Genomic DNA, 25,472 nt, shown 5'->3' on the forward strand with positions numbered 1-25,472 from the left:
GCGGTCTCACCCGGTCGCCAGGGCGGACAGGGCGATCGGCTGCGCCGGCGGCAGCCCGCCGCGGCACTTGAGCACGCGCAGTTGCGCCGGCGCGGCGTCGATGGCGATGCGCAGCGCGGCCGGCGACGGATTGGCGGCGGCCTTCAGCGGCCGATAGGCGAAGCCCAGGGTGCGCCCGGTCTCGGCCGCCACCTGCAGCCGGCGCAGGGTCTTGTCGCCGGCCAGCCCCGGCCAGCACAGCACCGCCGCGCAACTGCCCGAACGCAGGCATTGCTCGGCGGCCCAGGCCGCGTCGGCGCCGGCACGGACGATCTGCAACTGCGCCAGCACCACCCCGGCCTGCGCCCAGGCAGCGGGGTAGGGCAGGTACGGCGGATCGACCAGCACGATGCGGCCGCCGCCTTGCGACAGCCGCGCCAGCGTCGGCCACAGCAGCTGCAGCTCGCCGATGCCGTCGGCGGCGTGCAGCAGCTCGGTCAGCGCCATCTCCGGCCAGCCGCGCGCGGGCAGCACCGCGTCCAGCGCGGCGTGCCCGGTGGGCTGCGCGCTGGGCGGCAGCGCCGTCGGCTGGCCGCGCCAGACCCGGCGCTCGGCCAGCAGGCGGTCGAGGGCGACGACGGCGGCCATCAGCCGGGCCGGATCAGGCCGCAGTAATGCCCTTCGATGGCGAAGTCCTGCCCGCGACCGACCACGATCGGCGCATAGGCGGGATTGCGCGGCAGCAGCGCGATGCCGTCGCCATCGGCGCGGTAGCGCTTGATGGTGAGTTCGCCGTCCAGCCGCGCCACCACGATCTGGCCGTTGCGCGCGTCGGCGGCGCGGCGCACCCCGACCAGGTCGCCGTCGAGGATGCCGTCGTCGATCATCGAGTCGCCCTGCACCCGCAGCAGGTAGTCCGGGCGCAGCGCGAACACCGCACGGTCCAGGCGCAACTGCTGGTCCAGGCCGATGTCGGCGCCGATCGGCGTGCCGGCGGCGACCCGGCCCAGCACCGGCAACTGCAGCAGTTCGCTGCGGTTGCCGGCCTGCGCCGGGCGCAGACTGCGCGCCTGCTGCGGCACCTGCGCCAGCAGCCCGACCTCGACCAGCGCCTGCACGTGCTTGCGCGCGGCATTGCGCGAGGCGAAGCCGAAGCGTTCGGCGATCTCGGCCAGGCTCGGCGGCCGCCCCTCCTGCTCGATGCAGGCATGGACGTAGGCGAGGATGGCGGCGCGCTGCGGGGACAGGGTGGTCATGGTGTGCATTTGTACACCTTCGGCGGTGCCTTTGGCGAATGGACCTGCTGAATGCTTTTGGGGGAGGCGCTGTCGGTTTTTCCGGGGCAGCCGTTCTTGGGCGGTACCGCTGGTCTGGATGAGGCCAGTTCGTTGCCGCATCCTTTCTGGTCGGGACTGCATGCGGCAGGGTTCGCGATGCGCATGATGGTCACCTGGGACAGACTTGCGGCTTCTGGCCGCTGCGGCCAGGCGCCATTGTTGCGTTCACCGAGTGGAGTTGCAGGTTGTCTGCGACTGTCGCCGGTACGTCAGCTGACCGGGCAGCGTGTCGCGTCCGGAGCTGCCGATATGAGCGTCTTGACAAGCACACTGGGTGACGTCGCGATGGGCAGATTGGTCAGGGGTTGGAGTTGTGTGTTGCTCGGCGCCTTGGCGGTGTCTGGGCACGCTGCAGGGATCACTCGGCAGGATCTGCGGGACACCCTTCTGGCCTTTCGCGCCAAGGCGAGCGTCGGGCCTTTCGGGCCAGAAGAATTGCGCGAAGTGGCGAAGGTGCTGGATGGCGGTATTCCGTCCGAAGGCCAGGTCGGCTGCGAAGGGGTCAATGCCTTGGGGGCGATCGTGCTCGCGTCGCGCGGTGATGGGAAGCTCCAGACTCGGCTCATGGACGCGCTCTACGAGCGTGTGGGAGATGATGTCGACGCCCAGGGCTATGCTGAACTGGCTGACCGCGTGGCGCTCTCCAGCGGAAAGAAGCCATCCTACGGTGCAGTCCCCGAACTGAAGGACGGAGTGCTCCGGCTGCAAGAGGGCTTGAGCGAGATGGCGGTGAATCAGGAGCGTGATGACCTGGGGCTTGCGCCCATCGCTGTGGACCTTCGGGCTGCGAGTGACCTGATCTCTGTCGGCGTGCCCTATGACCAAGCGGTCGGTGGGGCCGCGTTGTGCCAGCGGCCGCAACCCATCACGCATCCCGATCTGAGGCGCTCTCTGGATGAGCGATACGCGCGGGACCAGAAGCTGAGGGAAGCGTGGGACGAGGCCGGGACCGGGGCGGATTCCGCCGAAGCGAAGGCGGCAGACGCCGACGATGCCAGGAATGCGGTGTTCGTAGCGGATGTGCTCAAGAAGTACGGCTTTCCCGATGCGCAAATGGTGGGACGCAAGGGCGTCATGGCGTTCTACATCCTGGTGCAGCACTCCCACAGTCCTGAGCTGATACGGGCGGCGCTCGGAATGGCGCGGCCGCTGATGCTCCGCGGCGAGATGGCTCGCCATGATTACGCGCTCATGATCGATCGACTGTGCATGTACCAAGGAAAAGACCAGATCTACGGCTCTCAGGTCAGCGAGGACGGCGGAAAGATCGAGCCGTATCCGATCCAGGACAGGGCCTCGCTGGATCGCCGGCGGGAGATCATGGCGATGGAACCGTTCGATGCATACCTGAGCTCGATGCAAAGTAATTGATCAAGGGCATGTCATTGGCGGGTGCCAATGTCCGGGGCCATGCGTTGAGTCGCAGGGTGGGGATTGCGTCAGCGACGGATGCCGGCCGAAGTCTTGGCTTTCGCCGTTGGCGCTTTGCCGACTGACCTGCCCGATTGCGTGGCGACCAGGTCGATCTGGATCCGGTAGCCCAGCGCCGTGGCCGCGCGGCTCAACGTGTCCAGGGTGAGGCTGGTATCGGTGGCGTCCAGCACGCGGTCCAGTTGCGAGCGGCTGGTGTTCATGCGCCGGGCCAGCGCGCTCTTGGTGAGCTTGGCGGACTTCATCGCTTCGGCGACCTGCCAGGCGATCACGCGCTTGGCAGCGAGTGCGGCGGTGTCTTCGAGGATGCCTTCTTCGGCCAGGAAGCTGTCGAAGCTGGATCCGATATGGGGATTGCGGCTCATCGCATCACCTTGTCTCTGCGGCGTTTGGCGGTGGCGAGATCGGCGCTCGGGGTCTTGCCCGATTTCTTGACGATGCCGTGCAGCAGCACCATGTCCGATCCAACGGTGGTGAAAAAGATCCGCGCAATGCCTTCGGGAATCGCACTGCGCACTTCCCACAGGCGCTGGTCCAGCTTGCGCACCAAGGGCATGCCGAGCGGCCATCCCAACTGCACTGTCTTGATGTCGCCGCCGATCGCTTTCCTGGCATCAGCCGACACCGCTTCCCTGAGCCAGACCCGCACCGGCTCGACGCCCGATGCGGCACGGTAGAAGCGCACGTCCAGTGTGGTCTCCATGACGGCATGGTGTACCAATCTTGGTGCATTCGCAAGGTGCGCCCGCTGTCCCCTTAGCCGCGCCCAGCGCCATCCTCGGGCATCGCCCCGGTGTAGCGCGCCCGTGGCCGGATCAGCTTGCCCAGGGCCTGCTGCTCCAGGGCGTGGGCCAGCCAGCCGGCCTGGCGGGCGGCGGCGAACAGGACCAGGGCGTGCGCCGCCGGCAGGTCGTGGACGAAGCAGAGCGCGGCCAGCAGGCAGTCGATGTTCGGGCGCTGGCCGCTGCAGTCCTGGGCGGCGGCGATCACCGCGTCCACGTGCTGCATCCGCGCGCTGTCGCCGCTGCGTTCGCGCAGCAGGCGCAGCACTTCGGCCGCGCGCGGGTCGCCGTCCGGGTACAGGGCATGGTGGAAGCCGGGCAGGTCGTCGCCGCGCTGCCAGCGTTCGGCGATCAGGGCGCTGGCGCTGGGCGCGTCCTGGGCGTCGCGCAGCAGGGCATGGGCGCGGGCGGTGGCACCGCCGTGGCGCGGGCCGGACAGCGCGGCCAGGCCGGCGCTGACGGTGGCGTGCAGCGGCGCGCCGGTGGAGGCGACCACGCGGGCGGCGAAGGCGGAGACGTTGAGTTCGTGGTCGGCGCACAGCAGCAGCGCGGCGCGCACCAGTTCGGCGAAGTCGGCATCGCCGGGACGCCAGTGGTCGGCGATCAGGCGATGCAGCGGGCGCGCGTCCGGCGCGGTGCCGACCAGCAGCGCGGCGTTCTGCCGCAGCAGGGTGGCGGCGATTTCGCGGCGCACGCCGGGGGCGGCGTTGAGCGACTGCCGAAGCTCCAGGGCCAGCAGCGGGATGCAGGCCATGGCGCGTTCCAGCGGCGGCAACGCGGCATGTCCGGCCAGCGGCGCCACTACCTCCGGCCAGGGCGCGACCGGGGCGCTGGCGAACGGGTCTTCGCCGTCGGGGCAATCCCACAGTAGTCGCGCGACGTCCTCCAGGCTGGCGCCGGCACGGACCATGGCCACCGCCGAGCGTCCGCGGTAGTAGGGGCCGTCGGGGCGGATCAGCGAGATCCGCGTCTCCAGCACCGGCAGGCCGCGGTCCAGGCTCTGCGCGGCACCACGCGCGGCGCCGCGGCCGGCGCGCTTGCGCTGCGCCAGCCGTTCCACTTCGGCGCGCAGGTAGGCGCGGCTGCGGTGGTCGGGACCGGCGCGCGAACCGAGCAGGCCGCGGCTGACGTAGGCGTACAGGGTGGCGCTGCTGATGCCGAGCAGGGCGCAGGCCTCCGCGGCGGAGATCAGGTTGCGGTCGGGAGCGTCGGACATGAAGGGACGATAGGTTGATTCATTGAATCAAGATTGATCCGTGCCTGCGAGAGTGCCAGATTGATGCCCATCGCGGAACGCCCGGCAGGGCGCTGCCGCCTCTACTTCAGGAGCCGCCCATGTCCCTCGTTTCCCCCGGCGCCGGTTTCCGCGCCGCCCTGGCCGCCGAAGCGCCGTTGCAGGTGATCGGTGCGATCAACGCCAACCATGCGCTGCTGGCGCAGCGCGCCGGCTACAAGGCCATCTACCTGTCCGGCGGCGGCGTCGCCGCTGGCTCGCTGGGCCTGCCGGACCTGGGCATCAACACCCTGGACGATGTGTTGATCGACGTGCGCCGCATCACCGACGTGTGCCCGCTGCCGCTGCTGGTGGACATCGACACCGGCTTCGGGCCGAGCGCGTTCAACATCGAGCGCACCATCAAGGCGCTGATCAAGGCCGGCGCGGCCGCCTGCCACATCGAGGACCAGGTCGGCGCCAAGCGCTGCGGCCACCGTCCGGGCAAGGAGATCGTCAGCCAGGGCGAGATGGTGGACCGGGTCAAGGCCGCGGCCGATGCCAAGACCGATCCGGACTTCTTCCTGATCGCGCGCACCGACGCGATCCAGGCCGAGGGCGTGGACGCGGCGATCGAACGCGCCATCGCCTGCGTGGAGGCCGGCGCCGACGGCATCTTCGCCGAGGCCGCCTACGACCTGGACACCTACCGCCGGTTCGTCGACGCGGTGAAGGTGCCGGTGCTGGCCAACATCACCGAGTTCGGCAAGACCCCGCTGTTCACCCGCGACGAACTGGCGTCGGCCGGCGTGGCGATCCAGTTGTTCCCGCTGTCGGCGTTCCGCGCCGCCAACAAGGCCGCCGAGGACGTGTACACCGCGATCCGCCGCGACGGCCATCAGCAGGGAGTGCTGGAGCGCATGCAGACCCGCGAGGAGCTGTACGAGCGCATCGGCTACCACGCCTTCGAGCAGCGCCTGGATGCGCTGTTCGCCAGCAAGGGCGCATGATCGGCGGCGATTTTCCCGCCCGAGTCCGTCCATGAATCCCAATGCCGGTCCCTCTTCGTCGCTGCGCAGCCGCATCGATCGCCGCCAGACCGCGCGGCAGTTGCTGCAGACCGAACTGGAGAAGCTGCCCGACGCCGAGCGCGAGGTGGTGGAGCGCTTCATCGCCAAGCGCCACGTGGCCCGCGACATCGTCAAGCAGGCCGACCGCGACCGCTCGCTGGGCGAGCGCGTCGCCGACCGCGTTGCCGAGATCGGCGGCAGTTGGAGCTTCATCATCGGCTTCTGCGTGGTGCTGCTGGGCTGGATCGCGCTCAACAGCCTGGTGCTGGCGCGCGCCTTCGATCCGTATCCCTACATCCTGCTCAACCTGTGCCTGTCGTGCCTGGCCGCGATCCAGGCGCCGGTGATCATGATGAGCCAGAACCGCCAGGCGGCGGTGGACCGCCTGCGCGCGCAGAACGACTACGAAGTGAACATCAAATCCGAACTGGAAATCCTGCAGGTGCACGAGAAGCTCAACCAGCTGCGCGAGCAGGACTGGGCGACGCTGGTGGACCAGCAGAACCGCCAGATCGCCATGCTGCAGCAATTGCTCGAGCGCGCCGGGGCCTGGCCACCGGCGCCGCACGCCCCCTGATCCACTGCGTCCATCCGACCGCAACACCGGGAGATTCGCCATGAACGACACCGCTCCGCAGACCGCCCCCGCCTTCAAGCCGAAGAAATCGGTGGCCCTGTCCGGCACCGCCGCCGGCAACACCGCGCTGTGCACGGTGGGCCGCAGCGGTAACGACCTGCATTACCGCGGCTACGACATCCTGGACCTGGCGCGCACCAGCCAGTTCGAGGAGATCGCCTACCTGCTGGTGCACGGCAAGCTGCCCAGCAACAGCGAGCTGCGCGGCTACAAGGCCAAGCTGCGCTCGCTGCGCGGCATCCCGGCCGCGGTCAAGGCCGCGCTGGAGCAATTGCCGCCGTCGGCGCATCCGATGGACGTGATGCGCACCGGCGTGTCGGTGCTGGGCTGCGTGCAGCCGGAGAAGGACGACCACAACCATCCCGGCGCGCGCGACATCGCCGACAAGCTGATGGCCAGCCTCGGCTCGATGCTGCTGTACTGGTACCACTACAGCCACAACGGCCGGCGCATCGAGGTGGAGACCGACGACGATTCGATCGGCGGGCACTTCCTGCGCCTGCTGCACGGCTTCAAGCCGCACGAGGAATGGGTGCAGGCGATGCACACCAGCCTGATCCTCTACGCCGAGCACGAGTTCAACGCGTCCACCTTCGCCTGCCGGGTCATCGCCGGTACCGGCAGCGACATGTACAGCGCCATCGCCGGCGGCATCGGCGCGCTGCGCGGGCCCAAGCACGGCGGCGCCAACGAGGTCGCGTTCGAAGTGCAGAAGCGCTACGACACGCCGGACGAGGCCGAGGCCGACATCCGTGCGCGGGTCGAGCGCAAGGAAGTCATCATCGGCTTCGGCCACCCGGTGTACACGGTGTCCGATCCGCGCAACCAGGTCATCAAGGACGTGGCGCGCGAACTGTCCGAGGCGCAGGGCAGCCGCAAGATGTACGACATCGCCGAGCGCCTGGAGACGGTGATGTGGGACATCAAGAAGATGTTCCCCAACCTGGACTGGTTCAGTGCGGTCAGCTACCACATGATGGGCGTGCCGACGGCGATGTTCACCCCGCTGTTCGTGATCGCCCGCACCGCCGGCTGGAGCGCACACATCATCGAGCAGCGCGTCGACGGCAAGATCATCCGCCCCAGCGCGAACTACGTGGGGCCGGAGGATCAGGCGTTCGTGCCGATCGATCAGCGCAAGTAATTCTCCCCTCTCCCGTCGGGAGAGGGGTCGGGGGTGAGGGTACGGGCGCAGCCTCGTGGTGTTCGGTCGCACGAGCTTGGCCCGCATCCTCATCCGCTCGCATGAGGAGTCGGGTTGCACCAGGCTTCGCTCGTACCCTCATCCGCCCTCATGAGGAATCTGGTTGCACTAGGCTTCGCCCGTACCCTCATCCGCCCCTTCGGGGCACCTTCTCCCGAAGGGAGAAGGGATCAGTCTTCGCTTTTTTCTACTGTAGCCAGCCATGAACAGCCACTACCGTAAATCCCTTTCCGGCACCGCGCTGGACTACTTCGACGCGCAGGCCGCAGTCGATGCGATCAGCCCGGGCGCCTACGCCGGCCTGCCCTACGTGTCGCGGGTGTTCGCCGAGAACCTGGTGCGTCGCTGCGATCCTGGCCTGCTGCAGGATGCCTTGCTGCAGCTGATCGAACGCCGCCGCGACCTGGATTTTCCGTGGTTTCCGGCGCGGGTGGTGTGCCACGACATCCTCGGCCAGACCGCGCTGGTGGACCTGGCCGGACTGCGCGACGCCATCGCCGAGCAGGGCGGCGACCCGGCCAAGGTCAATCCGGTGGTGCCGGTGCAATTGATCGTCGACCACTCGCTGGCGGTGGAGTGCGGCGGCGACGATCCGCAGGCCTTCGCCAAGAACCGCGCGATCGAGGATCGCCGCAACGAGGACCGCTTCCACTTCATCGACTGGAGCAAGCGCGCATTCCGCAACGTGGACGTGATCCCGCCGGGCAACGGCATCATGCACCAGATCAATCTGGAGAAGATGTCGCCGGTGATCTACGTGCACGACGGCGTCGCCTTCCCCGATACCTGCGTGGGCACCGACAGCCACACCCCGCACGTGGACGCGCTGGGCGTGATCGCGATCGGCGTCGGCGGGCTGGAAGCGGAGAGCGTGATGCTCGGTCGTGCCTCGTGGATGCGCCTGCCGGACATCGTCGGCGTGGAGCTGAGCGGCCGGCCGCAGCCCGGCATCACCGCCACCGACGTGGTGCTGGCGCTGACCGAGTTCCTGCGCCAGGAGCGCGTGGTCGGCGCGTACCTGGAATTCTTCGGCGAAGGCGCCGCCGCGCTGACCATCGGCGACCGCGCCACCATCTCCAACATGTGCCCGGAATACGGCGCCACCGCGGCGATGTTCTACATCGATCAGCAGACCCTGGACTACCTGCGCCTGACCGGGCGCGAGGAAACGCAGGTGGCGCTGGTGGAGCAGTACGCGCGCACCACCGGGCTGTGGGCCGACGCGCTGGCCACCGCGCAGTACGAGCGCGTGCTGCGCTTCGACCTGTCGCAGGTGGTGCGCAACATGGCCGGCCCCAGCAATCCGCACAAGCGCGTGGCGACCACCGAACTGGCCGCGCGCGGCATCGCCGACGCCACCAAGCTGGCCGCCGGCCAGGCCGAGCAGGCGCAGGGGCGCATGCCCGACGGTGCGGTGATCATCGCCGCCATCACCAGCTGCACGAACACCTCCAACCCGCGCAACGTCATCGCCGCCGGCCTGCTGGCGCGCAATGCGCGCGCGCGCGGCCTGGCCCGCAGGCCGTGGGTGAAAACCTCGCTGGCGCCCGGTTCCAAGGCGGTGCAGCTGTACCTGGAAGAGGCCGGCCTGCTGCCGGACCTGGAAGCGCTGGGCTTCGGCATCGTCGCCTTCGCCTGCACCACCTGCAACGGCATGAGCGGCGCGCTGGAACCGCGCATCCAGCAGGAGATCGTGGCGCGCGACCTGTACGCCACCGCGGTGCTGTCGGGCAACCGCAACTTCGACGGGCGCATCCATCCTTACGCCAAGCAGGCGTTCCTGGCCTCGCCGCCGCTGGTGATCGCCTACGCCATCGCCGGCACGGTGCGCTTCGACATCGAGAAGGACGTGCTGGGTACTGATGCCGATGGGCGCGAAGTGCGGCTGAAGGACATCTGGCCCAGCGACGCCGAGATCGATGCGGCGGTGCGCGCCGCGGTGAAGCCGGAGCAGTTCCGCCGCGTCTATGCGCCGATGTTCAACGTGCGCGTGGAGCAGGGCGCGCCGGTGGCGCCGCTGTACGCCTGGCGCCCGCGCAGCACCTACATCCGCCGCCCGCCGTACTGGGAAGGCGCGCTGGCCGGCGAACGCACGCTGCGCGGCATGCGCGCGCTGGCGGTGCTCGGCGACAACATCACCACCGATCACCTTTCGCCGTCCAACGCGATCCTGGCCGACAGCGCCGCCGGCGAATACCTGGCGCACATGGGCGTGCCGGAGGAGGACTTCAATTCCTACGCCACCCATCGCGGCGACCACCTCACCGCGCAGCGCGCCACTTTCGCCAACCCGAAGCTGATCAACGAAATGGCGGTGGTCGATGGCAAGGTGAAGCAGGGCTCGCTGACCCGGCTGGAGCCGGACGGGCAGGTGCTGCGCATGTGGGAGGCGATCGAGACCTACATGGCGCGCAAGCAGCCGCTGATCGTGATCGCCGGCGCCGACTACGGCCAGGGATCCTCGCGCGACTGGGCGGCCAAGGGCGTGCGCCTGGCCGGGGTCGAGGCCATCGTCGCCGAAGGCTTCGAGCGCATCCACCGCACCAACCTGATCGGCATGGGCGTGGTGCCGCTGCAGTTCCTGCCCGGCACCACGCGCACGACCCTGGGCATCGACGGCAGCGAGACCTTCGACGTGGTCGGCGCGCGCACCCCGGGCGCCACGCTGACGCTGCGCATCGTGCGCAAGGACGGCGCCGTGGTGGAGGTGCCGGTGCTGTGCCGCCTGGACAGCAACGAGGAGGTGTCCATCTATGAGGCCGGCGGCGTGCTGCAGCGCTTCGCCCAGGACTTCCTCGAGGACGCCCGCAGCGCCTGAGCCGGCTGCCGCTGTCTTCGGGCGCGTGCCATGCTGGCCGCGCCCGCCACCGCCGAGGAGACCGCCATGACCACGTCCGCCGCCACCACCGGGACCGTCCACTTGCATCGCGTGCTGCGCGCGCCGGCCGAGCGCGTCTACCGCGCCTTCCTGGAGCCGGCGGCGCTGGTCAAGTGGCTGCCGCCGCACGGCTTCGTCGCCACCGTGCATGCGCTGGACGCGCGGGTGGGCGGCAGCTACCGGATGAGCTTCACCAACCTTGGCACCGGCACCAGCAGTGCCTTCGGCGGCACCTACCTGGAGCTGGTGCCTGGCCAGCTGATCCGCCACACCGACCGCTTCGACAACCCGGACCTGCCCGGCGAGATGATCGTGACCGTGCGGCTGCGGCCGGTGGCCTGCGGCACCGCGCTGGAGATCGTGCAGGAGGGCATCCCGCCGCAGATCCCGGTGGAGTTCTGCCACCTCGGCTGGCAGGAGTCGCTGAGCCTGCTGACGCAACTGGTCGAGCCCGAGATTCCCGATTCGCCCTGATCCGTCGTTTCTTCTTTTCGCACGCAACCGGAACCGCCATGGCCCACGCTCCGCAACTCCGCATCCCCGCCACCTACATGCGCGGCGGCACCTCCAAGGGCGTGTTCTTCCGCCTGCAGGACCTGCCCGCGGCGGCGCAGACGCCGGGCCCGGCGCGCGATGCGCTGCTGCAGCGGGTGATCGGCAGCCCCGATCCCTACGCCAAGCAGATCGACGGCATGGGCGGGGCCACGTCCAGCACCAGCAAGACCGTGATCGTGGCGCCGAGCACGCGCCCGGACCACGACGTGGACTATCTGTTCGGCCAGGTGGCGATCGAGCGCGCGTTCGTGGACTGGAGCGGCAACTGCGGCAACCTGTCCGCTGCGGTGGGGCCGTTCGCGATCGCCGCCGGGCTGGTGGATCCGGCGCGGATTCCGCGCGATGGCATCGCCACGGTGCGGATCTGGCAGGCCAACATCGGCAAGACCATCGTCGCGCAAGTGCCGATGACCGACGGCGCGGTGCAGGAGACCGGCGATTTCGAGCTGGACGGGGTGACCTTCCCGGCGGCGGAGATCGCGCTGGAATTCCTCGACCCGGCCGCCGACGAGGACGGCGCCGGCGGCGCCATGTTCCCCACCGGCAACCTGGTCGACACGCTGGAGGTGCCCGGGGTCGGCAGCTTCCAGGCGACCCTGATCAACGCCGGCATTCCCACCATCTTCCTCGAGGCGCAGGCGCTGGGTTACCTGGGCACCGAACTGCAGGACGCGATCAACGGCGATGCGCAGGCGCTGCAGCGCTTCGAAACCATCCGCGCGTACGGCGCGCTGCGCATGGGCCTGATCGCCACGCTGGAAGACGCGGCGACGCGCCAGCACACGCCCAAGGTCGCCTTCGTCGCGCCTCCGGCCGACTACACCGCCTCCAGCGGCAAGCCGGTGGCGGCCGCCGACATCGACCTGCTGGTGCGGGCGATGTCGATGGGCAAGCTACACCACGCGATGATGGGCACCGCAGCGGTGGCGATCGGCACCGCCGCGGCGATTCCCGGCACCCTGGTCAACCGCGCCGCCGGCGGCGGCGAACGCACCGCGGTGCGCTTCGGCCATCCCTCCGGCACCTTGCGGGTCGGCGCCGAGGCGCGCCAGGTCGACGGCCAGTGGACGGTCACCAAGGCCTTGATGAGCCGCAGCGCGCGGGTGCTGATGGAAGGCTGGGTGCGGGTGCCGGAGACGCCGGCGGGTTGAGCCGGCAGGCCATGCGGAGGCGCAAGTTCCGCATGGCGCTGCCAACCGCGGCGGGACCGCTCAACTGCAGTCCGCGTTGAGCGACGGGTAGGCCGTGTTGAGCAGCCATTTGCCGGCCGTGCCTTTCGCGCCGGGGGAGTTGGCGTACCAGAAGCAGACCTTGACCGGCTTGAACTTGCGCCAGGTGCTGCAGATGCCGTTCCCGTCCGCGGCGGTGCAGGCCCATCCCGCGGTGATGCCGACACTGGCCGCATCGACGATGTCTTTCGCGCCGCCACCAGTGCCGCAGTCGGCGTGCTTGCCTGTCTTGGCCGCGGCCCAGTTGTTGAAGGCGCCCTGGAACGTCGCCCAGTTGGCGAACGCCGATTTTCCGAGCTGACTCTGCGCGCCGCTGGGCGGCAGCGGCGTCGTGGCGTTCTGCATGTGCAGGCCGACGTGCCCGCCAATGCCACCAGCGGCGCGATTGGCGGTGTCCGACGCGGTGCTGGCTACGATGTTGTCGACCGCGGTGCAGGTCTTGGCCTGGGCGGAGCAGGTGAGCAGCGTCGCGCAGAGTGCGGCGACGAGGGACAGGGATCGGGGTGTGAACATCGGGGTCTCTCCAAGGCAGCGCGGATGCGCGCTCTTCAGACGCAGTAGCGGTCGCTGTGTGAAGCGGCGCGCCGGATGCGATGCCATTTCGTGCTGCCCGTGTGGGCTTGCGGCAGCGGGATGGCCGTCTGCGCTGCTGGCGTTCCTGCCGCGGGCGCGGGACGTGCGGGTTGGCACGGGTGCTCGGAGGAGCGGCGTGCCATGGTTGAAGCATTGCCGGGGCGTGTTGCTTCCACCGGCGCTCCAAAGTGGCCTGCAGCCTGAGAACTCCCCGCGTCGGGATTGAAGTCCCTCCCACAAGGCATCTCGCGGTCCCATGCTCCGCCACCGCCACCGCCACCGCCACCGCCACCGCCACCGGTGCCGGTGGCGGTGGCGGTGGCGGCGCGCTGTGCATGCTCTTGTAGGAGGGACTTCAGTCCCGACGCGACAAAAGCGGCTGTGGCCATCCAAAAAGGGAAGGCGGCCCGGGCCGGCAGGCGAGCCGCCGCCGCCAGGCCCCGCTGTTGCCAATCCCGACTCCCCAATCCCAAATCCCCGCCCCCCAGGTGACGCCGGCCGCCGCAGGTTGTATATTTTGTGTTAATTATGCTGCGGCGCGGCAAGGACTCGGCGCGCTCCCGATTACGCCCACCCATCCCGGAGTTCCCATGTCTGCCAGTTGGTCGCTGCGCGCCAGTGCGCTTGCCGTTGCCGTCGTTTCCGCGCTTTCGTTCCCCGCCGCCGCCCAGCAGGCGGACAGCACCGACGGGGCCGCCCGTCTGGACACGATCAAGGTCACCGCCGAGCGCCGTGCCGAGGACTCCAAGGACGTGCCGGTGTCGGCCAGCGTGCTGCGCCCGGAATACCTGGACGCCATCGCCACCAGCGGCTCGGACGTGCGCGTGCTGGCCGGCAAGGCGCCCAGCCTCAACGTCGAGTCGTCCAACGGCCGCGTGTTCCCGCGCTTCTACATCCGCGGCTACGGCAACACCGACTTCAACACCTACGCCTCGCAGCCGGTGTCGCTGATCTATGACGACGTGGTCGCCGAGAACGCGTTCCTGAAGGGCTTCCCGATCTTCGACCTGCAGAGCCTGGAAGTGCTGCGTGGTCCGCAGGGCACGCTGTTCGGCCGCAACACCCCCGCCGGCGTGGTCAAGTTCAACTCGGTCAAGCCGACCATCGGCGCCAACGACGGCTACGCCAGCCTGTCCTACGGCACCTACGGCACCATGACCATGGAAACCGGCCTGAGTGTGGCGATGGGCGACAAGTGGGCCGCGCGCCTGTCGGCGCTGGGCCAGCGCCGCGGCGACTGGGTCGACAACACCATCGACAACCGTTCGTTCGAAGGCTACATGGACTCGGCGGTGCGCTTGCAGGTGCTGTTCCAGCCGGGCGAGGACTTCAGCGCGCTGTTCAACGCGCACGCGCGCCACCTCGACGGCACCGCGCGGCTGTTCCGCGCCAACATCTTCCAGCCGGGCACCAACCAGCTGGTCGCCGGCTTCGATCCGGACAAGGTGTCCATCGACGGCAAGAACACCCAGGAACTGCAGACCTACGGCGGCAGCGCCAACCTGACCTGGGACCTGGGCGACATCGTGCTGCACTCGATCACCGGCTACGAGGGCATCGGCAAGTACTACAGCCGCGGCGACATCGACGGCGGCTACGGCGCGGTGTTCGCGCCGCCGTCCGGCCCCGGGGTGATCGCGTTCCCGGTGGAAACCGCCGGCGGCATCAAGAACCTGGACCAGTACTCGCAGGAGCTGCGCGCCGAGTCGCAGTACACCGGACCGCTGAACTGGCAGGCCGGTCTGTACTACTTCCACGATTCGGTGGAAGGCGAGAACTACACCTACAACACCCTGGCCGGCGGCACCCTGTCCAGCTACCAGCTGACCCGCCAGCGCAACACCTCGTGGGCGGCGTTCGGCTCGCTGAACTACGCGGCCACCGAGCGCCTGAACCTGCGCGCCGGCATCCGCTACACCTACGACAAGAAGACCTTCGACGTGCTCGCGCTGGACCGCGTGACCCTGCAGCAGCCCTCCAGCGGCAGCACCGACAACTCCAAGGTCACCGGCGACCTCAGCGCCACCTACACCATCAACGACAACATCAACGTCTACGGGCGCGCCGCCCGCGGTTTCCGCGGCGCCAGCTTCGGCGTGCCGTCGGCCACCGCGCCGCTGACCGTGGCCGCGCCGGAGACCGTGGACTCCTACGAGATCGGCATCAAGTCCGACCTGTTCGACAAGCGTGCGCGCCTGAGCTTCGACGTCTACGACTTCAAGGTGAAGAACCAGCAGCTGACCGCGGTCGGTGGCGCGTCCAACGACGTGCGCCTGCTCAACGCCAAGGCCTCCAAGGCGCGCGGCGCCGAGTTCGACTTCGAAGCGCTGCTGACCCAGAACCTGCGCATGACCCTGGGCGGCGCCTACAACTGGACCCGCATCGAGGACTCGACCCTGTCGGTGGGCGTGTGCCGCACCTGCACCGTGACCGATCCGGTCAACGCTTCCGGCCGCGCGCTGATCGACGGCAACGTGTTGCCGCAGGCAGCCAAGTGGATGGGCAACGCGACCCTGCGCTACGGCATCCCGGTCGGTGACGACGCCGAGTTCTTCTTCTTCACCGACTGGTCCTACCGCAGCGAGATCAACTTCTTCCTGTACGACTCGCGCGAGTTCGTCGGCCAGCCGCTGCTCGAGGGCGGTGCCAAGATCGGCTACAACTGGGGCGCCGGCGCGTACGAGGTCTCGGTGTTCTGCCGCAACTGCACCAACCAGATCCGCGCCACCGGTGCGATCGACTTCAACAACCTCACCGGCTTCATCAACGATCCGCGCATCGTCGGCGCGCAGTTCCGCGCCAACTTCTGATCCGCGGCCCCGCCGTTGCACCACCGACCGCCGGCTATCATGCCGGCGGTTCTTTTTTGGGAGACACGCATGCGCGTGCTGAAGCAATGGGCGGCGTCGGCGCTGCTGATCGCGGCCGTGTGGGTGAACGATGCGACGGCGGCGACGGCGCCAGCAACGGCCGCGCCACCGCAGAAGGTGGTGGTGTCCACCGACGTCGGCGACGACATCGACGATGCGTTCGCGCTGGCGCTGCTGTTGCGCAGCCCGGAGCTGCAGGTGCTGGGCATCGCCTCGGCCTGGGGCGATACCGGCCTGCGTGCGCAACTGCTGCAGCGGCTGCTGCAGCAGGCCGGCCGCAGCGACATTCCGCTGGCGATCGGGCAGCGCACAGACAGCACGATTCCCTTCAGCCAGGCGCGCTGGGCGGCGAAGGGCACGCTGCCGCGCAAGGCGCCGGATGCGGCCGACTTCATCGTGGCGCAGGCGCGGCGGCATCCCGGCCAGGTCACCCTGCTGGTGCTCGGCCCGCTGACCGACGCGGCGCGCGCGCTGCAGCGCGATCCGGCCGGTTTCGCCCAGCTCAAGCAGGTGGTGCTGATGGGCGGCTCGGTACGCGTGGGCTACGGCAAGTCGCGCTACCGCCCGCCGAATCCGCCGGCGGCCGAGTACAACATCGCCGCCGACATCCCCGCTGCGCAGCGCGTGTTCGCCGCCGGCGTGCCGATCGTGATGCTGCCGCTGGACGCCACCCAGGTGACCCTGGAGGAGCCGGAGCGGGTGGCGCTGTTCGCCCATGGCGAGCCGCTGACCGATGCGTTGGCGCAGCTCTACTACCAGTGGCGCGACACCGACCAACCCTGGGCCAGCGCCACCCCGACGCTGTTCGACGTGGTGCCGGTGGCGCAGTTGATGGATCCCGGCCTGTGCCCCACCGTGCCGCTGCGCATCGTGGTCGACGACAAGGGCTACACCCGCGAGGCGCCGGCGGCGGAAACAGCGGGGGCTGCGGCCAATGCGCAGGTCTGCCTGGCACTGGATCGGCCGCGGCTGATTGCGCTGTACATGCAGCGGCTGCTGCGCTGACGCGTGGTCGCGACAAGCGGGGCAGTTGGCTGATTCGTTGCGCTGCAGTCGGGACTGAAGTCCCTCCCACATGAGGCTCGCGCCGTGCGTGCCAACGGCAGGGCCATCGGATTGGCTTCCCTGTGGGAGGGACTTCAGTCCCGACGAGTGGAGCCATCGGCGCATCCATTGCCGCCGCGCCGGGACAGATGTCCCTCCCACATGACCTCGAGCGAAGGTGCGCGGGTACTCAGGGTAGGAGCGGCTTCAGCCGCGACGGGCGTTCCCGGGGATGTCTGTCGCGGCCGATGGCCCGAGGCTATGTAGAGCCAGGGGCTCCACGGCGATCGGTGGCATGGTTGCGGGAGATGCTTCCGCGCCGACGGCGGCCTGCCGCGCACACGCCGACGGATGGCGCATCTTCGCCCCTCCAGCCGTCGCGCCGGCGCTTTATACTCGCGCCACATTCACGGAGCGAACGCATGCACACGGATTCGAAGCGGCGCTGGGCGGGCCTGCGCGCGGGGTTGATGGGGACGTTCTTGCTGCTGGGCCTGGCGTTGGCGCTGGGCGGCTGCAAGCGCAACGAATCCGGGCAGTTGCCCGAGGCCAGCGGCGAGCCGGTGAAGGGGCAGAAGGAAGCGATGAAGGGCTTCGGCCTGGTCCGCGCCTATCCCGACCAGAAGAGCGACGGGCTGTCGCTGGCGCTGGAGTTCTCGCGGCCGCTGGTCGGCACCCAGGATTTCGACAAGCTGCTGCGCTTCGAGGAGAAGGTCGGCACCGACGAGAGCGCCTGGTCGCTGTCCGACGACGGCAAGACCCTGCGCTATCCCTACGTGGAGGCGGCCAAGGACTACACCGTGGTGATCTCGGCCGACCTGCTGGCCGCCGACGGCAGCCGCCTGGGCAAGCCGCTCAAGCAGAAGGTCTACACCGGCGAACTGACCCCGGCGGTCGGCTTCGCCTCGCAGGGCAGCGTGCTGCCGGCGCGCGAGAGCCGCGGCCTGCCGGTGGTCTCGCTCAACGTGCCGGAAGTGGACGTGGAGTTCATGCGGGTCAAGGAGGGCGCGCTGCCGACGTTCTTCGCCCAGTACCAGCGCGGCGGCCGCCGCGGCACCTGGGAACTGGATAGCGAGTACGGCGAGCACACCCCGATCTCGCAGATGGCCGACTCGGTCTACGTCAACCGCTTCGTGCTCGGCGGCGACAAGAACGAGCGCGCGCTGACCTACCTGCCGATCCAGGAAATCAAGGAACTGCAGGCGCCGGGCCTGTACTTCGCGGTGCTGCGCCGCCCCGGCAAGTTCGACAACGAATACGACACCGCCTTCTTCACCGTCAGCGACATCGGCCTGCACGCGCGCGCCTACAAGGACAAGCTGTTCGTGCACACCGCCTCGCTGCAGAGCGGCGAGCCGCTGAAGAAGGTGGAGCTGCGCGTGCTCGGCGCCGACGGCGAGCTGTTCCTGAAGGGCCAGACCGACGACAACGGCAACGCGCTGCTGAACTACACGCTCGACGCCGGCCAGGTGCTGGTGGCGCGCAGCGGCACCGATCTGTCGATGCTGCCGTTCAACCAGCCGGCGCTGGACCTGAGCGAGTTCGCGGTGGCCGGGCGCGAGAACGCCTGGTTCGACGTGTTCGCCTGGTCCGGCCGCGACCTGTACCGCCCCGGCGAGACCGTGCGGGTGTCGGCGCTGCTGCGCGACAACGACGGCAAGCCGGTGCCGACCACCGGCAAGGGCACGCAGCCGGTGTTCCTGCGGCTGAAGCAGCCCGACGGCAAGATCTTCCGCGAGACCCGGCTGCAGCCGGGCGAGCAGGGCTATTTCAGCTTCGAGCAACTGATCCCCGCCGATGCGCCGACCGGACGCTGGCAGGTGGAGTTCCGCACCGACCCGACCAGCAAGGAAGCGGTGCAGGGCATGACCCTGCGCATCGAGGAGTTCCTGCCCGAGCGCATGAAGCTGGACCTGGACAGCGCGCAGAAGACGCTCAAGCCGGGCGAGCCGTTCAAGCTGCAGGCCACCGCCGCCTACCTGTACGGCGCGCCGGCCGCGGGCAACCGCTTCACCGCCAAGCTGGCGGTGGCGGTGGAGCAGCATCCGGTGGAGGCGCTGCCGGGCTACTTCTTCGGCGACCCGACCCTGCAGCTGCCGCGCGAGGCCAAGGACGTGGTCGACACCGAGTTCGGCGCCGACGGCAAGCTCAGCGAGGACCTGGCGCTGCCCGACGAGGCCAAGCCGACCAGCACCATTGCCGCGCTGGTCTCGGCCAGCGTGTACGAGACCGGCGGCCGCACCGTCACCCGCACGCTCAAGCGCGTGCTGTGGCCGGCGCCGGCGCTGGTCGGCGTGCGCCCGCTGTTCGACGACAAGGACGGCGCCGACGCCAACGCCAACGCGCGCTTCGAACTGATGCGCGTGGATGCGCAGGGCAAGCCGCAGCCGGCCCAGGGCCTGAAGGTGACCCTGGTGCGCGAGCTGCGCGACTACCACTGGGCGTTCACCGACAACCGCTGGGACTACGACTTCACCCGCCGCTTCGAGAACAAGCAGACGCTCACCGTCGATGCCGGCGCCAGCGCCGCCAAGGTCGACTTCCCGGTGGAGTGGGGCGAGTACCGGGTGGACGTGTTCGACCCGGCCACCGGCCTGACCACGCGTTATCCGTTCCATGCCGGCTGGAGCTGGAACGACGAGAACCGCGGCCTCGATGCGCGCCCGGACAAGGTCAAGCTGGCGCTGGACAAGACCGGCTACAAGGCCGGCGACACGCTCAAGGTCACCCTGACCCCGCCGCATGCCGGCCCCGGCCTGCTGATGGTCGAGAGCGACCGCATGCTGTACGTGCAGGACATCGACGTGAAGCCGGGCAGCCGCTTCGAGATCCCGGTGACCAAGGACTGGGAGCGCCACGACGTCTATGTCACCGCGCTGGTGTTCCGTGGCGGCTCGGCGCCGAGCAAGATCACCCCGGCGCGCGCGGTCGGCGTGGCCTACGTGCCGATGGACCGCAAGGCCCGGCGCGTGGCGGTGGGCCTGGTCGCGCCCAAGCAGATGCGTCCGGAGCAGCCGCTGCCGGTGACGGTGAGCGTGCCGGAACTGGCCGGCAAGCAGGCGCACGTGACCATCTCCGCGGTGGACGTGGGCATCCTCAACATCACCCGCTTCCCGGTGCCCAACGCCAACGCGCAGTTCTTTGCGCAGCGGCGCCTGGGCGTGGACGCCTACGACATCTACGGCCGGGTGATCGAGAGCTTCGAGGGCGGCACCGGCAAGCTGCGCTTCGGCGGCGACATGGCGCTGGCGGCGTTGCCGCAGGCCAAGCGGCCGACCGCGCGGGTGCAGACCGTGGACCTGTTCTCCGGCCCGGTGCAACTGGACGCCAAGGGCAACGCCCGCGTGCAGCTGCCGGTGCCGGACTTCAACGGCACCCTGCGCGTGTCGGCGCTGGTCTATTCGGACGAGCGCTACGGCAACCGCGACGTGGAGACCCTGGTGCGCGCGCCGATCGTGGCCGAGGCCAGCATGCCGCGGGTGATGGCGCCGGGCGACCGCAGCACCGTGACCCTGGACGTGCAGAACTTCACCGGCCAGCCGGGCGAGTTCAAGGTGCGGGTGGACGGCGAAGGCCCGCTGGCGATCGCCGACAACGCGCGCAGCGCCAAGCTGGGCAAGGACGGCAAGGCCACCCTGAGCTTCCCGCTGGTGGCGCAGGAAGGCTATACGGTGGCCAAGGTACGGGTGCGCGTGGAGGGCAATGGCTATGCCGCCGACCGCCGCTACGACCTGCCGGTGCGTGCGGCGTGGCCGTCGGTGCTGCGCGCGCAGACCCGCGTGCTCGACCCGTTGGCGCCGGTGACCCTGGGGGCCAGCGATGCCGAGGGCCTGATGGCCGGCTCGGTCAACGCGCGCATGCTGGTCAGCGCATTGCCGCCGATCCCGTTCGCCAGCGCCCTGCAGGGCGCGCTGCAGTATCCCTACGGTTGTGCCGAGCAGACCACCAGCAAGGGCTACGCCGCGCTGCTGCTCGACGACGCCACCGCGCGCCTGCTCGGGGTCAAGGGCCTGGATGCGGCCACGCGTCGCGCGCGCATGGAAGGCGCGTTCGGGCGGCTGGCTTCGATGCAGGTGTCCAGCGGCCACTTCTCGATGTGGGGCGACGACGGCTACGTCAATCCGGGGCTGACCCCGTACATCGCCGAGTTCCTGCTCGACGCCAAGGACGCCGGTTTCGCGGTGCCCGACAACGTGCTGCAGAAGGCGTTGAACCGGCTCAGCGAGGACCTGCTGTCCGGCGGCAACAACTTCTACGGCCAGGACCGCCGCGAGAACCTGAAGTTCGCCAATCAGGCCTGGTCCGGCTACGTGCTGGCGCGGGTCAACCGTGCGCCGCTGGGCACGCTGCGCGCGCTGTACGACAACGACCGCAGCAAGGCGCTGACTGGCCTGTCGCTGGTGCACCTGGGCGTGGCGCTGTCGCTGCAGGGCGACAAGAAGCGTGGCGAAGCGGCGATCGCCGCCGGTTTCGCCAAGGACAGCGCCGACCGGCCGCGCTACTTCGGCGACTACGGCAGCGTGGTCCGCGACGATGCGCTGATGGTCGCGCTGCTGCACGAGCGCGGCCTGGCCAAGCCCGAGTACGACGCGCGGGTGATGGCGCTGGGCCGCGAACTGGACGCGCGCCGGCGCGGCGGCTGGCTGTGGCTGAGCACGCAGGAACAGGTGGCGCTGGCTCGCATGGGCAAGGCCCTGCTCAACAGCCAGACCGCGCAGGTGTCCGGACAGTTGAGCATCGGCGACAGCAGCGAGGCGATCGCACCGGCCAAGGCCTTCGGCCGCCAGTTCGACGAGGCCGAGCTGGCGCGCGGCGTGCACTTCGTGCCGCAGGGCCAGCCGCCGCTGTACGCCAGCCTGGAAATCGCCGGTGTGCCGCGCACCCCGCCGGCGGCCGACGACAGCACGCTGAAGGTGGAACGCAGCTTCTACGGCACCGACGGCAAGCCGTGGACGCCGCAGCCGCTGAAGGAGGGCGAGGCGCTGATCGTGCGCGTCACCATCACTTCCGACACCAGCATGCCCGACGCGCTGCTGACCGACCTGTTGCCGGCCGGCCTGGAGATCGAGAACTTCAACCTGGGCGACGCCAAGCAGTGGGCCGACGTGGTGGTGGACGGCATCGAGATCAGCGACCGCTCCAACGCCGCCGACGTCAAGCACGAGGAGTTCCGCGACGACCGCTACGTGGCCGCGCTGAGCCTGTCGGCGGGCAGCAAGGCGCAGGTGTTCTACCTGGTTCGCGCGGTGACCCCGGGCACCTACACGGTGCCGCCGTCGCTGGTCGAGGACATGTACCGTCCCGACCTGCGCGGGGTGGGGCGCAGCAACCCCGGCACGATCAACGTCGTGCAGCCCTGATAGACCTCCCCTCTCCCTCCGGGAGAGGGGCAGGGAGTGAGGGTACGGCGGCCAGAAATGCACCAGAACCGCCGCGCTCAACTCCCCTCTCCCTCCGGGAGAGGGGCAGGGGTGAGGGTACGGCGGCCAGAAATGCGCCAGAACCGCCGCGCTCAACCCCTCTCCCCCGGAAGAGGGGTCGGCGGTGAGGTACGACCGCCAGCAATGCACCAAAGACCGCCGCGCCCAACCGGGCTGCAGACGCCCTCACACTTCGCAGCACCCAAGACAGGACCCGGCAGGGTCCTGTCGTCGTTTGCGGCCAGCGCCTGCGTCGCCGCAGCGCTAACTCCCAGGCGGAATCGCGCCGGCCGCTGCTCAGAGACCAAATGGCCGCCGCAACGCCCCGACGTCGATGAATGCACGTTTTTGCACGATTATGCACGTTCGTCTAAGCTGGGCTCGCATCCGATCGCAGGTTCCCCCGCATGCCGTCCGCCTCGCCTCCAGCTTCCGCGCCAACCCCCGCGCCCACCGTCTCCCGCGCCGTCGCCGCCACCCGCGGCATGTTCCTGCTCTCAGGCATGGCCATGGCCGCCTGGGCGCCGATGGTGCCCTACGTCAAGGCGCGCTTCGCGCTGGACGACGCGCGGCTGGGCATGGTGCTGCTGGCCTTCGGCGCCGGCTCGGTGCTGGCGATGCCGTTGGGCGGGCTGCTCAGCCACCGCCTGGGCGCGCGCACGGTCATCGTCGCCAGCGCACTGGCGCTGTGCCTGGCATTGCCGGCATTGGCGCTGGCGCCCAGCGTGCCGCTGCTGGTGGCGGCGCTGCTCTACTTCAGCGCGGCGCTGGGCGCGCTCGACGTGTCGATGAACGCGCATGCGGTGGAGGTGGAGCGGCGTCTGCAGAAAGCGGCGATGTCCGGCTTCCACGGCCTGTTCAGCGTCGGTGGGCTGATCGGCGCGGCCGGCATGAGCGCCTTGCTCGGTGCCGGCCTGCCGCTGTTGGCCGGCGCCGTGCTGGTCGCCGTGCTGCTGCTGGGCGTGCTGCTGTGGCAGCGCGGCGGCTTGCTGCGGCACGCGGCGTCCACCAGCGAAGCGGTGCCGCTGCGCCTGCCGCAGGGGCCGGTGCTGCTGCTGGGCGCGCTGTGCTTCGTCTGCCTGCTGGCAGAGGGCGCGATGCTGGACTGGAGCGCGGTGCTGCTGCGCGAGCATCACGGCCTGGCGCCCAGCGCGGCGGGCATGGGCTATGCCGCGTTCTCGGTGGCGATGGCGCTGGGCCGGCTCGGCGGCGACCGCCTGGTGGCCTGGCTGGGGCCGGTGCGCACCGTCGCCCTTGGCGCGGTGCTGGCCGCGGCCGGGCTGGCGCTGGCCAGCCTCGGGACCTTGCCGGGCAGCGGCCTGCTCGGCTGCGTGCTGGTCGGCCTGGGCGCGTCCAACCTGGTGCCGGTGATGTTCGGCGCCGCCGGGCGCATGCCCGGTACTTCGCCCGCGCTGGCGCTGGCGACCTTGACCACGCTCGGGTATACCGGCCTGCTCGCCGGACCGGCGCTGATCGGCTTCCTGGCCCACGCCATCGGCCTGCCGCTGGCGCTGGCCGCGGTGGCGGCGCTGTTGCTGCTGGTCGCCGCCGGCGCGCGCCTGGTCCGCCGCTGATCCCCACTTCCGTCCGCTGGAGCCTGCCATGCCGTCGTCCGATCCCTCCGCCTCGCCTCGCCTGGACACCGTGGTGTTCGATCTCGGCGGCGTCCTGATCGACTGGAATCCGCGCCATCTGTATCGCCAACTGTTCGACGAGGAGGCGGCGATGGAATCCTTCCTGCGCGAGGTGTGCAGCCCGCAGTGGAACGAGCGCCAGGACGCCGGGCGGCCGTGGCACGAGGCGGTGGCCGAACTGAGCGCGCTGCATCCGGCGCATGCGCCGATGATCGCCGCCTACCACGCGCGCTGGCCGGAGATGCTGGGCGGCGCGCTGGACGCCACGGTGGCGGTGCTGGACGAGTTGCGCGGGCAGGGCGTGCGGCTGTACGCGTTGACCAACTGGTCGCACGAAACCTTCCCGATCGCGCGCGAGCGCTATCCGTTCCTGCAGTGGTTCGAGGGCGTGCTGGTGTCGGGCGAGGAGCGCCTGGTCAAGCCGGACCCGGCGATCTTCGCGCTGCTGTGCGAACGCTACGCGATCGACCCGGCGCGGGCGGTGTTCATCGACGACGCGCCGCGCAACGTGCACGCCGCGGCCGCCACCGGCATGCACGCGCTGCAGTTCCGCGACGCCGCCACGCTGCGCGAGGAGTTGGTCGCACTGGGCCTGCTGCCGCCGCGCACCGACGCCGCGGCGCCATGAGCGGCGAGCGCGACACGCTGCCGCAGGAGCGGCAGCAGGCGATCCTGCAGCGCTTGCGCGAGCACGGCCGGGTGGTGGCCGCGGAACTGGCCGAGCGCTTCGCGGTGTCCGAGGATTCGATCCGCCGCGACTTGCGCGAACTCGCCGCGCAGGGGCTGTGCCGGCGCGTCTACGGCGGCGCGCTGCTGCCCACGCCGACCTTCGCGCCGCTGCCGCAGCGCCAGGCCGAGCATGCCGAGCGCAAGCGCGCACTGGCGCTGGCCGCGGTCGCGCTGGTCAAGCCCGGGCAGCGGCTGTTGATCGATGCCGGCTCCACCAACAGCGCCATCGCCGCTGCGCTGCCGGCGCGGCAGGGGGTGAGCGTGGTCACCAATGCGCCGGACATCGCGCAGATCCTGCTGCGTCGCGAGGGCATCGAGATCCTGCTGATCGGCGGACGACTGGACCCGCGCAGCGGCGCGGCGGTGGGCGCCCAGGCGCTGCAGCAAGTGCGGCAGCTGCGCGCCGACCTGTGCTTCCCCGGCGCCTGCGCAATCGACCCCGAGCGCGGCCTGTGGGGCGTGGACGACGAGGAGAGCCTGTTCAAGCGGGCGATGGTCGAGGCCAGTGCCGAGACCGTGGCGGTGGTGACCAGCGACAAGCTCGGCACCCTGGCCGCGCACCGCGTGGTCGGCGTGGAGGCGATCGACCGGCTGGTGGTGGAGCACGACGCCCCGGATGGTGTGCTTGCCGCGTTCGCCGCGCAGGCGGTGCAGGTGCATCGCGCTGCGCCGGCGGACGTCGCCTGAGGGACGGCAGCCGGGCAGCCGCTGCAGCGCACACGACGGCATCGAACGCGGCAAGGGCGCGGCGTCCGCACAGCTCTGCCATCGCGAGTGACCCGCTGCCCGACGCCGAGTCAGGCCGGGCCGTGTCTTCGCGCTTTCCTCACGTCGCCATCGCAGCGTCATATCCCTGGGATTAAATAACGAACTTTAAGTTACTTAAT

At 69.9% G+C, this 25,472-nt stretch carries 19 protein-coding genes; 13 read left to right on the forward strand and 6 right to left on the reverse strand.

Annotated elements, in window-relative coordinates; translation table 11 throughout:
• Positions 1–6 precede the first annotated feature (6 nt).
• Positions 7–627 (reverse strand): translesion DNA synthesis-associated protein ImuA, encoded by a 621-nt coding sequence (gene imuA / locus PIQ37_RS19125; protein WP_342074678.1) that lies wholly within the window; start codon positions 625–627, stop codon positions 7–9.
• Positions 627–1,235 (reverse strand): transcriptional repressor LexA, encoded by a 609-nt coding sequence (lexA, locus tag PIQ37_RS19130; protein WP_342074679.1) that lies wholly within the window; start codon positions 1,233–1,235, stop codon positions 627–629. Before lexA ends, imuA begins: the two co-directional genes overlap by 1 nt.
• A gap of 51 nt (positions 1,236–1,286) precedes the next feature.
• Here lexA and PIQ37_RS19135 point away from each other — a divergent pair, with 51 nt between their 5' ends.
• The gene (locus tag PIQ37_RS19135) at positions 1,287–2,687 is read left to right on the forward strand and encodes a DUF6624 domain-containing protein (protein ID WP_342074680.1); all 1,401 of its coding nucleotides are present in this window, start codon (positions 1,287–1,289) and stop codon (positions 2,685–2,687) included.
• A 68-nt stretch (positions 2,688–2,755) separates the two neighbouring features.
• Here the strand turns inward: PIQ37_RS19135 and PIQ37_RS19140 are convergent, their stop codons facing one another.
• From PIQ37_RS19140 to PIQ37_RS19150, 3 genes are read right to left on the reverse strand one after another with little or no spacing between them, the layout of a single operon-like run.
• On the reverse strand, positions 2,756–3,112 hold the full coding sequence (locus PIQ37_RS19140) for an XRE family transcriptional regulator (protein WP_342074681.1): 357 nt from the start codon (positions 3,110–3,112) through the stop codon (positions 2,756–2,758).
• A complete protein-coding gene (locus PIQ37_RS19145) occupies positions 3,109–3,450 on the reverse strand; it encodes a type II toxin-antitoxin system RelE/ParE family toxin (RefSeq protein ID WP_043092911.1) in 342 nt (113 codons plus the stop codon). The genes PIQ37_RS19140 and PIQ37_RS19145 overlap by 4 nt, the downstream gene beginning before the upstream one ends.
• A 53-nt stretch (positions 3,451–3,503) precedes the next feature.
• A complete protein-coding gene (locus PIQ37_RS19150; protein ID WP_342074682.1) occupies positions 3,504–4,745 on the reverse strand; it encodes a citrate synthase family protein in 1,242 nt (413 codons plus the stop codon).
• Positions 4,746–4,864: 119 nt separating this feature from the next.
• Between PIQ37_RS19150 and prpB the strand changes: the two genes are divergently transcribed.
• From prpB to prpF, 6 genes are all read left to right on the forward strand, one after another.
• Positions 4,865–5,752, forward strand: a complete 888-nt coding sequence (gene prpB, locus PIQ37_RS19155) for a methylisocitrate lyase (protein ID WP_342074683.1) — start codon at positions 4,865–4,867, stop codon at positions 5,750–5,752.
• Positions 5,753–5,783: 31 nt separating this feature from the next.
• Positions 5,784–6,389, forward strand: a complete 606-nt coding sequence (locus PIQ37_RS19160) for a DUF1003 domain-containing protein (RefSeq protein ID WP_153751165.1) — start codon at positions 5,784–5,786, stop codon at positions 6,387–6,389.
• Positions 6,390–6,429: 40 nt separating this feature from the next.
• Positions 6,430–7,593 carry a bifunctional 2-methylcitrate synthase/citrate synthase gene (gene prpC, locus PIQ37_RS19165; protein WP_148830582.1) on the forward strand — a complete coding sequence of 388 codons (1,164 nt, stop codon included), beginning with the start codon at positions 6,430–6,432 and terminating at the stop codon, positions 7,591–7,593.
• Positions 7,594–7,855: 262 nt separating this feature from the next.
• Positions 7,856–10,471 carry a Fe/S-dependent 2-methylisocitrate dehydratase AcnD gene (gene acnD, locus PIQ37_RS19170; RefSeq protein WP_342074684.1) on the forward strand — a complete coding sequence of 872 codons (2,616 nt, stop codon included), beginning with the start codon at positions 7,856–7,858 and terminating at the stop codon, positions 10,469–10,471.
• A 30-nt stretch (positions 10,472–10,501) separates the two neighbouring features.
• A complete protein-coding gene (locus tag PIQ37_RS19175; protein ID WP_342074685.1) occupies positions 10,502–11,005 on the forward strand; it encodes an SRPBCC family protein in 504 nt (167 codons plus the stop codon).
• 38 nt (positions 11,006–11,043) lie between these two features.
• Positions 11,044–12,237, forward strand: a complete 1,194-nt coding sequence (prpF, locus tag PIQ37_RS19180) for a 2-methylaconitate cis-trans isomerase PrpF (protein ID WP_342074686.1) — start codon at positions 11,044–11,046, stop codon at positions 12,235–12,237.
• Between the two features lie 60 nt (positions 12,238–12,297).
• On the opposite strand, the gene PIQ37_RS19185 is transcribed toward prpF, so the two are convergent.
• A complete protein-coding gene (locus PIQ37_RS19185) occupies positions 12,298–12,828 on the reverse strand; it encodes a hypothetical protein (RefSeq protein WP_342074687.1) in 531 nt (176 codons plus the stop codon).
• A gap of 650 nt (positions 12,829–13,478) precedes the next feature.
• Here PIQ37_RS19185 and PIQ37_RS19190 point away from each other — a divergent pair.
• From PIQ37_RS19190 to PIQ37_RS19215, 6 genes are all read left to right on the forward strand, one after another.
• Positions 13,479–15,698, forward strand: coding sequence for a TonB-dependent receptor (locus PIQ37_RS19190; protein WP_342074688.1), 2,220 nt, complete (start codon positions 13,479–13,481; stop codon positions 15,696–15,698).
• Positions 15,699–15,767: 69 nt separating this feature from the next.
• Complete coding sequence (locus tag PIQ37_RS19195) at positions 15,768–16,763, forward strand: nucleoside hydrolase (protein WP_342074689.1); 996 nt, start codon at positions 15,768–15,770, stop codon at positions 16,761–16,763.
• Positions 16,764–17,272: 509 nt separating this feature from the next.
• Positions 17,273–22,162 (forward strand): alpha-2-macroglobulin family protein, encoded by a 4,890-nt coding sequence (locus PIQ37_RS19200; RefSeq protein WP_342074700.1) that lies wholly within the window; start codon positions 17,273–17,275, stop codon positions 22,160–22,162.
• A 545-nt stretch (positions 22,163–22,707) separates the two neighbouring features.
• Positions 22,708–23,796 (forward strand): MFS transporter, encoded by a 1,089-nt coding sequence (locus PIQ37_RS19205; protein ID WP_342074690.1) that lies wholly within the window; start codon positions 22,708–22,710, stop codon positions 23,794–23,796.
• Positions 23,797–23,824: 28 nt separating this feature from the next.
• Positions 23,825–24,484: an HAD family hydrolase gene (locus PIQ37_RS19210; RefSeq protein WP_342074691.1), complete on the forward strand. Its 660-nt coding sequence runs from the start codon at positions 23,825–23,827 to the stop codon at positions 24,482–24,484.
• Positions 24,481–25,272, forward strand: a complete 792-nt coding sequence (locus PIQ37_RS19215) for a DeoR/GlpR family DNA-binding transcription regulator (RefSeq protein WP_342074692.1) — start codon at positions 24,481–24,483, stop codon at positions 25,270–25,272. The genes PIQ37_RS19210 and PIQ37_RS19215 overlap by 4 nt, the downstream gene beginning before the upstream one ends.
• Positions 25,273–25,472: the final 200 nt, after the last annotated feature.

Origin of the sequence: Xanthomonas protegens (genome assembly GCF_038442435.1) — a bacterium.
Classification (GTDB): Bacteria; Pseudomonadota; Gammaproteobacteria; order Xanthomonadales; family Xanthomonadaceae; genus Xanthomonas_A; species Xanthomonas_A sontii.

Excerpts from the sequence above, each read along its gene's own strand:
- lexA (WP_342074679.1), bottom strand. The coding sequence starts at position 1,235 with ATGACCACCCTGTCCCCGCAGCGCGCCGCCATCCTCGCCTACGTCCAT.
- PIQ37_RS19185 (WP_342074687.1), bottom strand. The coding sequence starts at position 12,828 with ATGTTCACACCCCGATCCCTGTCCCTCGTCGCCGCACTCTGCGCGACG.
- PIQ37_RS19150 (WP_342074682.1), bottom strand. The coding sequence starts at position 4,745 with ATGTCCGACGCTCCCGACCGCAACCTGATCTCCGCCGCGGAGGCCTGC.
- PIQ37_RS19160 (WP_153751165.1), top strand. The coding sequence starts at position 5,784 with ATGAATCCCAATGCCGGTCCCTCTTCGTCGCTGCGCAGCCGCATCGAT.
- PIQ37_RS19195 (WP_342074689.1), top strand. The coding sequence starts at position 15,768 with ATGCGCGTGCTGAAGCAATGGGCGGCGTCGGCGCTGCTGATCGCGGCC.
- PIQ37_RS19175 (WP_342074685.1), top strand. The coding sequence starts at position 10,502 with ATGCTGGCCGCGCCCGCCACCGCCGAGGAGACCGCCATGACCACGTCC.
- PIQ37_RS19135 (WP_342074680.1), top strand. The coding sequence starts at position 1,287 with ATGCTTTTGGGGGAGGCGCTGTCGGTTTTTCCGGGGCAGCCGTTCTTG.
- prpF (WP_342074686.1), top strand. The coding sequence starts at position 11,044 with ATGGCCCACGCTCCGCAACTCCGCATCCCCGCCACCTACATGCGCGGC.
- PIQ37_RS19190 (WP_342074688.1), top strand. The coding sequence starts at position 13,479 with ATGTCTGCCAGTTGGTCGCTGCGCGCCAGTGCGCTTGCCGTTGCCGTC.
- prpC (WP_148830582.1), top strand. The coding sequence starts at position 6,430 with ATGAACGACACCGCTCCGCAGACCGCCCCCGCCTTCAAGCCGAAGAAA.
- PIQ37_RS19200 (WP_342074700.1), top strand. The coding sequence starts at position 17,273 with ATGGGGACGTTCTTGCTGCTGGGCCTGGCGTTGGCGCTGGGCGGCTGC.
- PIQ37_RS19140 (WP_342074681.1), bottom strand. The coding sequence starts at position 3,112 with ATGAGCCGCAATCCCCATATCGGATCCAGCTTCGACAGCTTCCTGGCC.
- PIQ37_RS19145 (WP_043092911.1), bottom strand. The coding sequence starts at position 3,450 with ATGGAGACCACACTGGACGTGCGCTTCTACCGTGCCGCATCGGGCGTC.
- prpB (WP_342074683.1), top strand. The coding sequence starts at position 4,865 with ATGTCCCTCGTTTCCCCCGGCGCCGGTTTCCGCGCCGCCCTGGCCGCC.
- acnD (WP_342074684.1), top strand. The coding sequence starts at position 7,856 with ATGAACAGCCACTACCGTAAATCCCTTTCCGGCACCGCGCTGGACTAC.
- PIQ37_RS19210 (WP_342074691.1), top strand. The coding sequence starts at position 23,825 with ATGCCGTCGTCCGATCCCTCCGCCTCGCCTCGCCTGGACACCGTGGTG.
- PIQ37_RS19205 (WP_342074690.1), top strand. The coding sequence starts at position 22,708 with ATGTTCCTGCTCTCAGGCATGGCCATGGCCGCCTGGGCGCCGATGGTG.
- PIQ37_RS19215 (WP_342074692.1), top strand. The coding sequence starts at position 24,481 with ATGAGCGGCGAGCGCGACACGCTGCCGCAGGAGCGGCAGCAGGCGATC.
- imuA (WP_342074678.1), bottom strand. The coding sequence starts at position 627 with ATGGCCGCCGTCGTCGCCCTCGACCGCCTGCTGGCCGAGCGCCGGGTC.